The sequence below is a fragment of the Nocardia amikacinitolerans NBRC 108937 genome, assembly GCF_001612615.1.
GTDB classification, from domain to species: Bacteria; Actinomycetota; Actinomycetes; order Mycobacteriales; family Mycobacteriaceae; genus Nocardia; species Nocardia amikacinitolerans.
The window spans coordinates 181714-195089 of record NZ_BDAU01000004.1 but is presented as its reverse complement, the minus strand read 5'-3'; the positions used below and the strand labels follow the sequence as shown (position 1 = coordinate 195089).

Annotated in this window: 12 protein-coding genes; 3 read left to right on the top strand and 9 right to left on the bottom strand. The window is 69.2% G+C overall.

All coding sequences use genetic code 11. From position 1 onward, the window contains the following. Nucleotides 1-75 precede the first annotated feature (75 nt). On the top strand, nt 76-507 hold the full coding sequence (locus NAM01S_RS04915) for a nuclear transport factor 2 family protein (RefSeq protein WP_084482457.1): 432 nt from the start codon (nt 76-78) through the stop codon (nt 505-507). On the opposite strand, the gene NAM01S_RS04910 is transcribed toward NAM01S_RS04915, so the two are convergent. The 7 genes from NAM01S_RS04910 to NAM01S_RS04880 form a co-directional block, all read right to left on the bottom strand. After that, nucleotides 487-2538 (bottom strand): CocE/NonD family hydrolase, encoded by a 2052-nt coding sequence (locus NAM01S_RS04910; RefSeq protein WP_067779866.1) that lies wholly within the window; start codon nt 2536-2538, stop codon nt 487-489. The genes NAM01S_RS04915 and NAM01S_RS04910 overlap by 21 nt on opposite strands. Nucleotides 2539-2714: 176 nt before the next feature. Beyond that, the gene (locus NAM01S_RS04905; RefSeq protein ID WP_067780138.1) at nt 2715-3287 is read right to left on the bottom strand and encodes an adenine phosphoribosyltransferase; all 573 of its coding nucleotides are present in this window, start codon (nt 3285-3287) and stop codon (nt 2715-2717) included. Nucleotides 3288-3324: 37 nt separating this feature from the next. Further along, nucleotides 3325-5034, bottom strand: a complete 1710-nt coding sequence (locus tag NAM01S_RS04900; protein ID WP_067779863.1) for an ABC transporter substrate-binding protein — start codon at nt 5032-5034, stop codon at nt 3325-3327. A gap of 27 nt (nt 5035-5061) precedes the next feature. Next, nucleotides 5062-6291 (bottom strand): protein translocase subunit SecF, encoded by a 1230-nt coding sequence (gene secF, locus NAM01S_RS04895; RefSeq protein ID WP_067779861.1) that lies wholly within the window; start codon nt 6289-6291, stop codon nt 5062-5064. Further along, nucleotides 6288-7997: a protein translocase subunit SecD gene (gene secD, locus NAM01S_RS04890; RefSeq protein WP_067779858.1), complete on the bottom strand. Its 1710-nt coding sequence runs from the start codon at nt 7995-7997 to the stop codon at nt 6288-6290. Before secD ends, secF begins: the two co-directional genes overlap by 4 nt. A gap of 103 nt (nt 7998-8100) precedes the next feature. Then, nucleotides 8101-8451 (bottom strand): preprotein translocase subunit YajC, encoded by a 351-nt coding sequence (yajC, locus tag NAM01S_RS04885; RefSeq protein WP_067779855.1) that lies wholly within the window; start codon nt 8449-8451, stop codon nt 8101-8103. Nucleotides 8452-8692: 241 nt separating this feature from the next. Next, nucleotides 8693-10183, bottom strand: a complete 1491-nt coding sequence (locus NAM01S_RS04880) for a flavin-containing monooxygenase (protein WP_067779852.1) — start codon at nt 10181-10183, stop codon at nt 8693-8695. A gap of 77 nt (nt 10184-10260) precedes the next feature. Between NAM01S_RS04880 and NAM01S_RS04875 the strand changes: the two genes are divergently transcribed. Together NAM01S_RS04875 and NAM01S_RS36970 are read left to right on the top strand one after the other, a co-directional pair. Next, a complete protein-coding gene (locus NAM01S_RS04875) occupies nt 10261-10911 on the top strand; it encodes a TetR/AcrR family transcriptional regulator (RefSeq protein WP_067780135.1) in 651 nt (216 codons plus the stop codon). Nucleotides 10912-11080: 169 nt separating this feature from the next. Next, nucleotides 11081-11647: a DivIVA domain-containing protein gene (locus tag NAM01S_RS36970; RefSeq protein WP_301317662.1), complete on the top strand. Its 567-nt coding sequence runs from the start codon at nt 11081-11083 to the stop codon at nt 11645-11647. An 18-nt stretch (nt 11648-11665) separates the two neighbouring features. On the opposite strand, the gene NAM01S_RS04865 is transcribed toward NAM01S_RS36970, so the two are convergent. Further along, nucleotides 11666-12181 carry a GtrA family protein gene (locus tag NAM01S_RS04865; protein WP_067779849.1) on the bottom strand — a complete coding sequence of 172 codons (516 nt, stop codon included), beginning with the start codon at nt 12179-12181 and terminating at the stop codon, nt 11666-11668. Between the two features lie 106 nt (nt 12182-12287). Continuing rightward, a complete protein-coding gene (ruvB, locus tag NAM01S_RS04860; RefSeq protein WP_067779846.1) occupies nt 12288-13373 on the bottom strand; it encodes a Holliday junction branch migration DNA helicase RuvB in 1086 nt (361 codons plus the stop codon). Between the last annotated feature and the right edge of the window lie 3 nt (nt 13374-13376).

Here is a 13376-nt window from a genome sequence, read left to right as displayed (position 1 = left end):
CCATCGTAGTCCATTGCAAAAAACAAGTGACCCGGTTACGTTCGATCCCATCGACCACCGGAAGGGGTGCGTGAGATGACGGATGTGGTGGACCAGTTCTGCGCGGCGACCGAGACCGCCGATATCGATGCGCTGATGGACACGCTCGCCCCGGACGCCGAACTGCGTTCGCCGATCTCGGGCACCCTCGTCTTCCGCGGTCACGAGGACCTGCGCGTCCTGCTCACGGTCGTCTACCGCGGAGTGTCTGGACTGCGCTGGACCGCGCGCATCGGCGACGGGCCGCGCCGGGTGCTGCTCGGCGAGGCGAAGGTCGGCCCGTTCCGGATGACCGAGGCTATGGTGCTCGACCTGGCCGAGGACGGGCGCATCCGCAGGCTCGACCCGCACCTGCGCCCGTGGCTCGCGCTCACCTTCCTCGCGGCCAAGCTCGGCCCCGGCCTGCTGCGCTACCCGGCGGTGCTGCGGCGGGCACGCGGCGCCGGATCACCTGCCGCCGTCGGCTGAGACTCGGTTCCCTGGCAGCGGCCGATCGGTGGGCAGGTTGACGTAGCTCGGGGCGTCCGGATCGATGGCCAGGAACTGCGCTTTGAGCTCGGAGTTGTTGAGCATCGGCCGGAACGCCACCGCCTTGGGCAGGTTGCCGGCGAAGACGTCCACCCGCAGCCGGTGTCCGGGCTTCAGCACCGCCTGGGTGGGGATGACGGCGATGTCGAGCCCGATCGGCTCGCCCGGCGTGACCGGCAGCATGCTGTCCAGGGTGATCCGGTTGTACGGCGCGGTGTAGTCGCCGGAGGGCGAGCGCTCGCTCTTCGCCTCGTCCACGGCGCGCATCGAGGTGGTCAGCTGGCCGGTGGACAGGACGAGCGAGGTGCCGTCGGGCGCCACGTCGTTGACGGTGACGTTCCAGTAGCCGTCGGTGGCGTCGTGCACGGTGTTGAGGTGCACGTTGATCGGCCCGGAGATCACCGTCGGCTCGGCGACCGGCGGGCTGGTGAAGGTGAGCGCGTTGCGTTCGGCCCTGCGGGAGTCCTTGGCGCACATGTCCAAGACCGCGGCCATGCCCGCCGATCCCTGCGCGGTGTCGCGGGAGCAGATCATGGTGAGGCCCGGCGCGATGGTGAGCGTCTCCGCGTCGGCGGGGCGGGTGTCGATCAGCGAGCCGTCGTACTTCACGTCCCCGGCGGTTCCGCTGGGGTCCGCGGACAGGTAGACGCGGCGGTGCACGATGCCCGGCTGCGGGAAGCGCTCCAGGGTGACCCAGTTGCCGCCCTGCTCCCAGACCACGATCGGGCCGAAGTCGTCGATGCCGTTGTCGACACCCTTGAGCCACCTGTCGAACCACGCGCGCTGCAGCACGTCCAGCCGGGGCGGCGCGCCGGGCACACCGGTCCCCGCGCCAGGATTGGCGTGGTAGGTGTCGCCGACGACGAGCTTCTTCTTGTCCTCCGGCAGCGGCATGGCGTTGTACAGCTTGGTCGCGCTGTTGGCGAAGATGTCGTGCCACCCGCCGTAGACGAACGCCGGGACGTTCACCCGCTCGGGGTGCCCGAGAATGCCCTGCCGGAACGGACTGTTCTCGTCGAGCGCGGCCGCCAGCTCGGGCGGCACGTCGTCGAGCGACGGCGTCATCAGCGCCTGGGTGAGCAGGTCGAAGTTGGTGTTCGGGTCAGACACTCGCTCGCGCAACCACGCCCAGTCGAACGTGCCGTTGAGCGTCGACGCCACATCGGGGATCAGCTTCAGCCGGTTGACGTTGCTGAGCCACATCGGAAGGAACATGGTGCCGACGCCCCCGCCGGGCGCGACCACGTCGCGCATCAGGTCGCTGCCCGGTTCCACGGGGAAGATCGCCTTCAGCGGCGCGGGCGCGTTCTCGGCGGCGCGCAGCTGGTTGATCCCGGCATACGAACCGCCGCTCATCGCGATGTCGCCGTTCGACCACGGCTGCGCGGCGGCCCATTCGATGACCTCGCGGGTGTCGAGCTGTTCGCGGGCGCCGAGGGTGTCCCAGCTGCCTTGGGAGTATCCGGTGCCTCGGACGTCGACCACGACCAGGTTGTAGCCGCTGCGGATGAGTTTGCGGTCGATGCCGAGGACGGTCTGCACCGTGCCGCCGTCCAGCGCGTGCAGCAGGTCCTCGAACCCGCTGATGGGCGTGCCCGACAGGTTGAGCCGCCCCACGAAGTCCATCGTGAACTGCTGCAACCCGGGCACCGCCAGCGCCGAATCGACGAGATTCGTCAGCAGCTTGGTGTAGGGCGTGAGGTTCACGATCGTCGGCAGCGGCTTCGACTCCACCGGCCCGCCGGTCTGCGCGGGACGGTACACATTGGCCTTGAGGACGACGCCGTCGCTCATCTCGATGGGAACGTCCCACTGGATGTTCACATCCGAGTACGGCTGCGGCCCGTCGTGCAGTTCGGTCCACCGGTCGGCGAGAGCCGCCAGATCCGGCTGTTGCGGCGCCGGGTGATAGGCGCCGATCGCGACCACCGCCAGAACGACCGCGATCGCGCCGAACACCGATTTGATCATCGACCCCGACAGCCTCCTCGGCTGCAATGTCCTGGCCACCCCTGCCCTTCCCCTCGTCACCGGTCGATCGACACCGACTGGGACGATAGCAATCGGCTACCGGGGAATCGGGGATCTTCGGGCCGGTCGGCACGTCGAAACATGCCGCGTCAACGGTCGGGGGCGACCGCCCGGGTTCAGATCCGGACGATGGAGGTCAGCGGGTAGTCGCCCTGGCGGCTGCGGCCTTCCAGGAAGCTCAGCTCGAGAACGACCGCTGCCGAGACGATCTCGGCGCCTGCCGCGCGGAACAGCTCCGCGGCCGCGGCCAGCGTGCCGCCGGTGGCGAGCACGTCGTCGAGCAGCAGCACCCGGCGACCCGCCAGGTCGACGCCGTCGCCGGGAATCTCCAGCGCGGCGGTGCCGTACTCGAGGCTGTATTCGCGCTTGAGCACGGGCGGCGGCAGCTTGCCCGCCTTGCGCACGGCGAGGACGCCGGTGCCGAGGGTGGCGGCGACGCCCGCGCCGAGGAGGAAGCCGCGGGCGTCCACGCCTGCGACCAGGTCCGCGTCCGGCGCGCAGGCGGCGAGGCAGTCGATGACCGCGCGGAAACCCTCGGGATCGGCGAACACGGGGGTGAGATCGGCGAAGCGGACGCCGGGCGTCGGGAAATCGTCGCGCCAGCGGGTCAGGCGTTCGACCAGCTCGGCCGCCTTGGCGGTCCGCTCGGCGACAATCTCGTCGGACTCGACCGCCGCGTGCTTACTCATCGACACCTCTCCATGATCACTCACCCACCAACACCTGTCACCGCCGCAACACCCAGCGGTCCATGTTCCAGCCGGTGCCACCCTGGGTGGGACCGGCCACACCGTTGCGCAGACCGTCGCCGAAAGCGATCGTGCGCGGAGTGGCGAACAGGGGAATGCTCGGCATCTCCGACCACAACAGGTTCTCGGCCTCGGTCAGCAGACCCAGCTGCGCGGCCGAGTTGTCGTCGGCCGCAAGCTGATCGGTGATCGCATCGTAGCGGCCGTTCCCGAATCGTCCGAAATTGAGCCCGTTGCCGGTGCGCAACGCGCTGGTCGCGGCCACGCCGGTCAGCGAACCGGCCGGGCCAGGCGCGCCAGCGGTGCTGGCCAGCACGGCGTCGACGCGGCCCTCGGCGAGTTGGCCGGGACGGAAGTCGGGCGCGCCCGCGTCCACCACGCCGATGCCCGCGGGTTTGCACGCCTCGGCGATCATCTGCACCGTCTTGGCGCGGCGCTCGTCGGGGGCCACATAGCCGATGCGGATCGTCGGATTCGCCGCGCGCGCCGAGGCGAGCGTGGCGGTGGCCGCCCGGATGTCGCTGCCGCGGTATCGCTCGGCGGCCCCGGTCGTGGCCGCGTAGAACAGCGAATCCTGCTGCGTGGTACGGGAATTCAGTGGGCCGGCGCCGAGTCCGGTGGTCGGCACGTCGGCGGCCTTGCCCAGCGTGTCGAACAGGGCCTGGCGCGGGACACAGAGCGCGAAGGCGCGGCGCGCCTCCACCGAGCCGAACACGCCGTCGGTGGCCAGCACCAACTGCTCGGCGCCGCGGCCCGGCACGGTCTTCGCCGAGAAGCCGCCCAGATCGAGGTCCGGCACCGAGTTCGCGCCCACGTCGACCACGCTGACGGCGTTGTCGGCGACCTTGGACTTCAGGTCGGCGGTCTTGTCGAACACCACGATGCGCCCGGTCTCGGCCTTGTTGCCCCACCACCGCTCGTTGGCGATCAGCACGAGACCGTCCTTCGCGCTGAAGGATTCGATCCGGTACGGACCCGAGGACGGGAACCGGGAAAGATCGAGTTTCTCCGCGCCGATGGTCCAGCCGGTGTTCCAGAAGTCGGCCAGCCGCTGCACCGCGCCGAGATCGCCGGACTGCACGGCCGACACCACGTTCGGCACGCTGGCCACCCGCGCGGCGACATGGGCGGGCATCACCTCGCCCGCGGTGAACAGGTCGCGCCACGGACCGAACCGCCGGTCCGGGCGGAACACCACGGTGGCGTCCTTGGAACCGGGCTGACACTCGACCCGCTCGATGTCCGCGTAGCCCGCGGTGTCGGCGGCGTCGAACAGCGAGCCGCCGTCGGGCTTGGTGAAGCGCCCGCTGTGCGCGGCCCAGGTGAGCACCAGATCGTCACAGGAGGTCGGCACACCGTCGGAGTACACGCCGTCGGGGTTGAGCCGGTACTGGATGGTCTGGGACTCGCCGGGCACCTCCTTGGCGGTGCCGAAATCGGTGTCGGCGACCTGCTGTCCGTCGGGTCCGGTGTAGAAGAACCCGGTGAGCACGCGCTGGAACACCGCCGCCGAGCCGCTGCTCGCGCCGAGCGTGCTTCCGCCGTTGTAGCTGGCGATCACGGCGTCGACCGCGTACCCGATGGAGGGCACCTGGTTCTGACCGGAGCACCCGGCCGCCATTCCGGCGGCCAAGGCGCTCGCGGCGACCGCTCCGATCAGACGTACCGCGCTGCGTGGCTGTCGCATCGAACGAAACCCCTAACCGTCGGTTGGTCAGTGCCTCTTCTTCTGTCGCTTTCCGGAGGGCCGTGCGCCAGGGCGTGGCGCCTGGCCTGCTTCCCGGTACCGCCGGGCCGGGGCGTCGGGCAAGCCGCGACCGGTCGCGGCGACCACGCGCTGCTCGGCGGCAGCGCCCGCCCGCGCCGCCGCGATTCCGGAGCGCTTGGCCTGCACCTTCTTGGTGTGCGCCGCCACCGGGCCCCAGCGCTCCTTGAGCGAGACGAGCAGCGGGGTGGCGAAGAAGATCGACGAGTACGTGCCGACCAGCAGACCGACCATCTGCACCAGCGCGAGGTCCTTGAGGGTGCCGACGCCGAGCATCCACACCGCGATCACCATCAGGCCGACGATGGGCAGGATGCCGATGAGCGCGGTATTGATCGAGCGCATCAGCGTCTGATTGATCGCGAGATTGGCCTGTTCGCCATACGTGCGGCGGCTCAGATGCAGGATGCCCCTGGTGTTCTCCTCGACCTTGTCGAACACGACGACCGAGTCGTAGAGCGAGAAGCCGAGGATCGTCAGGATGCCGATCACGGTCGCCGGGGTGACCTCGAAGCCGACCAGCGAGTACACGCCCGCGGTGACCACGACGTCGAAGACCAGCGCGGCGAGCGCGGCGATCGCCATGTCGCGTTCGAAGCGGACGGCGATGTAGATCGAGACGAGTACCAGGAACACCGCGAGCGCCCGCAGTGCCTTCTCGGTGATCTGGCTGCCCCATGTCTCGCTGACATCCGAGGTGCTGATCGCGGCCCGGCTCGGGTTGCCGTTCTTGTCGAGGGGCTTGAACTCCTCGAACAGCGCGCCGTTGAGTTTGTCGACCTGCTGCACGTCGAGTGCTTCGGAGCGGATCAGCATCGTCGCGGTCGAGCCGGTGCCGACGGTCTGCACGGAGACCGGGTCGGTGCCGATCGCCTCGTGGTACACGGCCTCCACCTGGGAGGTGGTGGCGTCGCCCGCGGGGAACTGGATGCGGGAGCCGCCCTCGAAGTCGATGCCGAAGTTGAACCCGCGGAACAGGATGCTGCCCAACGAGATCAGCATGATCACGGCCGTGATCGCGTACCACATGCGCCTGCGGCCGATGACGTCGATCGCGCCGGTTCCGGTGTAGAGCCGGTTGAAGAAGCCGTGCTCGGACGCGGCCTGCCCGTAGGCGTAGTCGTCGAAGGGCCGTTCGGCGTCCTTGCGCAGCGAGGGGCTGGTCTGGCTGTTGGTCATCGCGTCCTCACGCCTTCTGCGACTGCGGCTTCTGCGGCACGGCGCTCGCGCGCGACCTCTTGGATCGCGCCGAGGCCGTTGATCGACGGTTTCGACCAGAACGCACTCCGCGAGGCCAGCAGCACCAGCGGCGCGGTGACCAGGAACACGACCACCACGTCGAGGATGGTGGTGAGGCCGAGGGTGAACGCGAAGCCCTTGACCTGTCCGGCCGCGAGCCAGTAGAGCACCGCGGCGGCGAGGAAGCTCACCGCGTTACCGGACAGGATGGTGCGGCGGGCTCGCTGCCAGCCGCGCGGCACCGCCGAGCGGAAGCTGCGGCCCTCGCGCATCTCGTCCTTGATGCGTTCGAAGAAGACCACGAACGAGTCCGCGGTCATACCGATACCGATGATCAGACCCGCGATGCCCGCCAGGTCGAGGGTGAAGCCGATCCAGCGGCCGAGCAGCACCATGATGCCGTAGACCGCCAAGCCGGAGGCGATCAGCGACAGGCCCGTCAGGAAGCCGAGCATGCGGTAGTAGACCAGGCAATACAGCAGCACGATGGCCAGACCGATCGCGCCCGCGATCAGACCGGCGCGCAGCGACGACAGACCGAGGGTCGCCGAGACGGTCTCGGCCTCGGAGGTCTGGAACGACAGCGGCAGCGAACCGTACTTCAGCGTGTTCGCCAGTTCCTTGGAGGTGGTTGCGGTGAACGAGCCCGAGATCTGGGTGGTGCCGCCGAGCTGCGGACCCGCCTGGACCTGCGGCGCGCTGACCACCTTGGAGTCGAGGGTGAACGCGACGCGCTTGTAGAGGTACTCGCCGGTCAGGTCGGCCCACGCGTCGCTACCGGTCGACTTGAACTCCAGGTCGACCACCCAGCGCGACTGCTGCTGATCGAGGTTGGCGACCGCGTTCTTGATCTCCTGGCCGTCGATGCGGCTCTTGTCGAGCAGGAAGACCTCGCTGCCGTCCTGCGAGCAGGTGACCAGCGGCAGGTTCGGGTCGTCGTTGCCCGCGAGCGGGTCCGCCTTGGTGCAGTCCAGCGCGGCCATCGCGGCCTGCTGGGTGGCCGGGTCGGTGCTCTGCCTGGTCGCCTTGGCCGCCGCGATCTCGCGCTGCGCCTCTTCCTGCGGGGTCAGGGTCGGGTCGGCCGGCTCGGTGGGCGCCTGCGCGGGGAAGACGCGCTGCTGCGGCGCGGGCGCGTCCTCGGCGGGCGGCTCCTGCGGGGGCGCCTCCGGCGCGGGCGCCTCGGGGGCTGGCGCGTCGGTCGGGACCTGCTGACCTGCGTCGGGCACCGGCAGTTGGGCGGGCGGCGTCTGCGGGACCGTCGCGCCCTTCGGCACGGCCTGCAGCACCGGACGGATGTAGAGCTTGGCGGTGGTGGCGAGCGCGCGGGCCTGCTGGCCGTCGTCGCCGGGCACCGTGATCACGATGTTGTCGCCCTCGATGGCCACCTCGGAGCCGGAGACGCCGAGACCGTTGACGCGGTTCTCGATGATCTCCTGCGCCTTCTGCAGGCTGTCCTGGCTCGGCTTGCTGCCGTCCGGGGTGCGGGCGGTCAGCGTGACCCTGGTGCCGCCCTGCAGATCGATGCCGAGCTTGGGGGTCGGGGACTTGTCACCGGTGAAGAACACCAACGCATAGATCACGGCCAGCAGCGCGGCGTAGACACCGAGCAACCGGAGCGGATGCGCCGATCCCTGGGAAGGTGGCACAGTTCGTATCTCCTAGGCGGGAAGTCGAGGGTGGATCAGGCGCGCACACGCGTGCGCCGCCGAACGCTACGGCGTCCGGCGTGCGGTCGTGGCGCAGCCGACGTCAGTCCTTGGTCAGCCGGGTCTCGGTCTGCTCCGGCGTTTCCTCGGCGGTGGCCGCCGGGGTCTCGTCGGTGCCGGACTCGTCGGCGGTCGTCTCGTCGACGGTGCGGACCTCGCGGATCGCCTGGCGCAACCACGTGGTCACGACGTCCTCGGCGATCTCCAGGTCGACCGTCTCGTCGTCGAGGTCGACAACAGTGCCCCACAGACCCGACGTAGTGGTTACCGCGTCGCCGATCTTCAGGTTGTCCTGCATGGCCGTGACCTTCTCGGCCTCCCGCTTCTGGCGGCGGACGCCGAGGAACATCGGCACGAGCAGGGCTACCAGTAGCAGCGGAAACAGAAGTTCCATCGTCGAAGTCAGTCCCTGTCTTGTGGGTGGGATGGACAAGTACCACCACAGTCTGCCAGCTGTTGTCGGCACTGCCACACCGGCACACCCTTGACGTGCGCCACTCGGGCCGTCTCGAGCGGCGCGCGGCACGTCGGCGGAGGTCCTCCAACGCCGAAGGACCCGGCGGGACGACCACCAGGTCCCGGCACACGAAAGCCCCGCGACCCGGCGTTTTCCGGTCGCGGGGCGAACGCGAGGATCAGGCCGACACCCCGTAGACGTAGTCGTCGAGCGGGAAGCTCACCGCCTTGCGGTGCGTGCTGACGGTGCTGTTCGGGCGCAGCAGCGCCGCCTCGCCGTGCTGGTTGAAGTAGTAGCTGCGCGCGCTCGCGCAGTCGCCGCCGTAGAACACCGAGGAGCCGAGCTTGTCGGTGACGGTGTCCAGGAAGCGCGCGTTGGCCGCCTCGGTCACCTCGAAGGTGGTCTCGCCGCGCCGGAACAGCTCGCCGAAGAGCCTGCCCATGTGCTTCATCTGCGCCTCGATGGTGGTGAAGTAGGACAGACCGCTGTAGGAGTACGGGCTGTTGAGGCTCAGGAAGTTCGGGAACTTCGGCACCGTGATGCCCTCGTAGGCCTGGAAACGGTTGTCCCGCCAGAACTTTCCGAGGTTCACCCCGTCCCGTCCGATGATCTCCACGGCCGGGAAGTTCACGTCCCACAGGTTGAAGCCGGTGGCCAGGATCAGGGTGTCGATCTCGGTCTTGTGCCCGTCGGCGGTGACGATGCCGTCGGCCTCGACGTGATCGATCGAGTTCGTCTCCAGCCGCACGTGCGGCGCGTTGAAGGTCTTGAAGTAGTGGTTGGAGAACGTGGGCCGCTTGCAGCCGAAGTCGTAGTGCGGGGTCAGCTGCTGCCTGGTCTTCTTGTCGCGCACCTGCGCGCGCAGATGCGCCTTGGCCAGCAGGCCCGCGCCCTTGTTCATCATCTTCGCCTGCTTGAAGTGCAGCACGCCGACCACCATCAGCGCCTCGAGCATCGAGGTGTTGACCATGCGCGCCGCCTTCTGGGTGGCGGGCACCTTCGCGAACAGCTTCTGCACCGACGGCGGGATCGGCGCGTCGACCTTGGGCACCACCCAGATCGGGGTGCGCTGGAAGACGGTCAGCGCCGCGGCCTTCTTGGCCACCTCGGGCACCAGCTGGACGGCGGTGGCTCCGGTACCGATGATCGCGGCACGGCGGCCGGTCAGGTCGAAGTCGTCCTCCCACGCGGTGGTGTGGATGATCTTGCCCGCGAACGACTCGATGCCGGGGAACGGCGGCGTGTACGGCTGCGAGAGGAATCCGGTCGCGGTGAGCAGGTAGCGGCCCGTGACGGTCTCGCCGCCCGCGATCGAGACCACCCACTGCTGGTTCTCCTCGTCCCAGCGGGCGCCGTCCACCACCGTGCCGAAGCGCATCCTGCGGCGCAGGCCGTACTTGTCGGCGACGTGCTCGGCGTACTTCTTGAGCTCCCTGCCCGGCGCGAACAGCCGCGACCAGTAGGGGTTGGGCTCGAACGAATACGAGTAGGTCACCGAGGCGATGTCGACCGCGAGGCCGGGGTAGTGGTTGACGTGCCAGGTGCCGCCGAGATCGTTCTCGCGCTCCAGGATCACGTAATCGCTCAGTCCGAGCCGGTCGAGCTCGATGCCCGCGCCCATGCCACCGAATCCCGCACCAACCACGACCGCGTCGTACTGAGGCGCCACGTCGAACCTCCAAGATGTGAATCAGTTGTCACGGAATGACACATCATTCCGTTTGTGACGACTGTATCATCGGCAAGGTGACGAAGCCATCCACCCGAGCGACCCGGTCGGCGGCCGGAAGCGCGCTCCAGCGACGCAAGGCCGAATTGCGGCAGGAGATCATCGACACGGCGTTCGTCTGCTTCGCCGAGAAGGGCTATCACGCCACCGGCATCGCCGACATCGCCAACGAGCTGGGCATCGGGCACGGCACCTTCTACCGGTACTTCGCCAACAAGCGCGACATCATCGATCACGTCATCGACGACCTGTCCGCGCGCATCGTCGACGCGCTCGGCACCCAGAACGCCCCGGACGCGGCGGGCTCGCTGGACGAGTACCGCGCCCAGCTCGAGCGGATCGGCACGGCGCTGTCGCACATCCTCATCGAGGAGCGCCGCATCCCGCAGCTGCTGCTCTTCCACGCCACCGGCATCGACGACGAACTCACCGCACGGCTCTACGGCCTGCTCGACACGGCCGACGCGCTGACCGCCGGCTACCTGGAGCACGGCGTCGAAATGGGTTACCTGCGTGCCGATCTGGACACCGCCAACACCGCGCGCGCGGTGACGGGCATGCTGCTCGCCGCCGTCATCCACGGCATGCGCGACCCGGACATGGCCGCGACCCAGGGGCTGAATCAGGCGATCCGCCGCCTGCTCATCGACGGCGTGCGCAAGGACTGACGACCCGCCGTGCGAATCGCCCCCGGCGACTACAGTGTGGGTGCACAAGCCGGCACTGGTTCGCATGGGGGCGTTCGTGTTTGCAAGAGACGTGTTCGCGCGAGACCGCGCGGTTCGAAATACCGGCATTCGACCGGAACCGGGCGGGGACCCTGACACAATGTCGCGGATGATGACCCCCGAGGACGTGAGCCGCATCCATTTCGCCGTGCCCGCGTTCGGCCATCGCGGCTATCACGCCGACGAGGTCGACGCCTTCATGGAACTGGTCGCCGCCACCCTCGGCGGTCACGGCGCGCTGACCGCCGACGACATCCGCCACGTCGCCTTCGGCGCGCCCCGCTTCGGCGGCCGCGGCTACCAGGCCGATCAGGTGGACGAATTCCTGGACCGGGTGCGCGCGGAACTCGAACACCGGCAGAACGGCACGCGTCCGCTGCCCGCGGGCGGCAACGGTCCCGGCCCCGCTCCCCTGCTCACCCCCGACGACGTGCACCGGATGCGGTTCACCCAGTCCTCCGTCGGCCGCCGCGGCTACCACGAGGAGGAGGTGGACGCCTTCCTCGACCTGGTGGCCGCCAGCCTCGCGCACGGCGGGCCCGGCAGTCTCACGGTCGGCGACGTGCGCGCGGTCCGCTTCACCGAGGCGCGTCTCGGCACCCGCGGATATCAGCGCGACGAGGTGGACGCTTTCCTCGATCTGGTGGTCACCGCGCTGGAGAACACGCAGCACTGAGGCCGCTCCGAGGCCGAATCAGCCCTGGATGCTGTGCAATTCGGCCTCGCGAAGGTCGTCCGGGAAGACGAAGCGACGCAGCGCCCAGAACCGGAAGGCCATGGCGAGCAGCACGCCGAGGATCTGGCCGGTGACGAAGTTGGCCACCGCCTGGGTCACCGGTCCGACGTGCGGCACCCGCAGATCGAGCACGTACAGCGAGATGGCCTGCGGGATCATCGTGACGCCGATGCCGAGCGCGCTCACCGCGAAGAACAGCGCGGCCTCGTGGTGGCGCTGACGGCCGCCCCTGGTGCGGAAGGACCACTCCCGGTTCAGGATGTAGGACGCGATGGTGGCGATGAGCACGCCGAGCAGGCGCGCGGTCAGCGGCTTGTCGCCGAGCACCGTCAGTTTGGTGGCGTAGACGACGCCCGTATCGATGAACCAGGTGATGGCGCCTACCGTGGCGAACTTCAGCAGTTCGCGGTGCTCGATCGCCTTGCTGCGATACGGCTCGGGGATGCGATAGAGCACGGAATTGACCACCGTCATGTCCCGACTCTATCGGCGTGCGCTCGAGCGCGCCGCTCGCGCGGACCTGGCATCGGTGGACAGGACGTTCACCTGCTGTCCGGTACCCGCGCACATGAACGACCGGTCAGTCGAACAGGTCCAGTGTGGGGTGCGGTTCGCGGCCGCGCACCTCGATCGAGCCGAACACCAGGTCGGGCGGCGGCACCAAGCCGAGATGCTCCCAGGCCGCGGCCGTCGCGACGCGACCGCGCGGCGTCCGCGCCACCATCCCGGCGCGCACCAGGAACGGCTCGCAGACCTCCTCGACCGTGGCCGCCTCCTCCCCCACCGCGACCGCGAGGGTCGAGACGCCCACCGGTCCGCCGTTGAAGCTGCGGACCAGTGCGCCGAGGACGGCGCGGTCCAGCCGGTCGAGGCCGAGCGAGTCCACGTCGTAGACCTCGAGCGCCGCCTTGGCAATGGGACGGGTGATCAGGCCGTCCGCGCGCACTTCAGCGTAGTCGCGGACCCGGCGCAGCAGCCGGTTCGCGATGCGGGGCGTCCCGCGGGAGCGGCCCGCGATCTCCGCCGCCGCGTCGGTCTCGATGCCTACGCCGAGGATGTGCGCCGAGCGCAGCAGGATGCGCAGCAGTTCCTCGGGTTCGTAGAAGTCCATGTGGCCGGTGAAGCCGAAGCGATCGCGCAGCGGGCCGGTCAGCGCTCCGGACCGGGTGGTGGCGCCGACCAGCGTGAAGGGGGCGATGTCGAGCGGGATCGAGGTCGCGCCCGGCCCCTTTCCGACGACCACGTCGACGCGGAAGTCCTCCATGGCCAGGTAGAGCATTTCCTCGGCGGGGCGCGCGATGCGGTGGATCTCGTCGATGAACAGCACGTCGCCTTCGACCAGATTGCTCAGCATGGCGGCCAGGTCGCCGGCCCGTTCCAGCGCCGGGCCGGAGGTGATGCGCAACGCGGTGCCCAGTTCGGCGGCGATGATCATCGCCATGCTGGTCTTGCCGAGGCCCGGCGGGCCGGAGAGCAGCACGTGGTCGGGGGTGCCGCCGCGCTGTTTGGCGCCGCGCAGCACCAGGGCGAGCTGTTCGCGGACCCGGGGCTGGCCGATGAAGTCGTCGAGCGACTTCGGCCGCAGGCTCGCCTCGATCTCCCCGTCGGACTTCAAATAGCTTGCGCTGACCGGGGATTCGGCCGCATCGGTGTCGTCGTGGTCCATGAC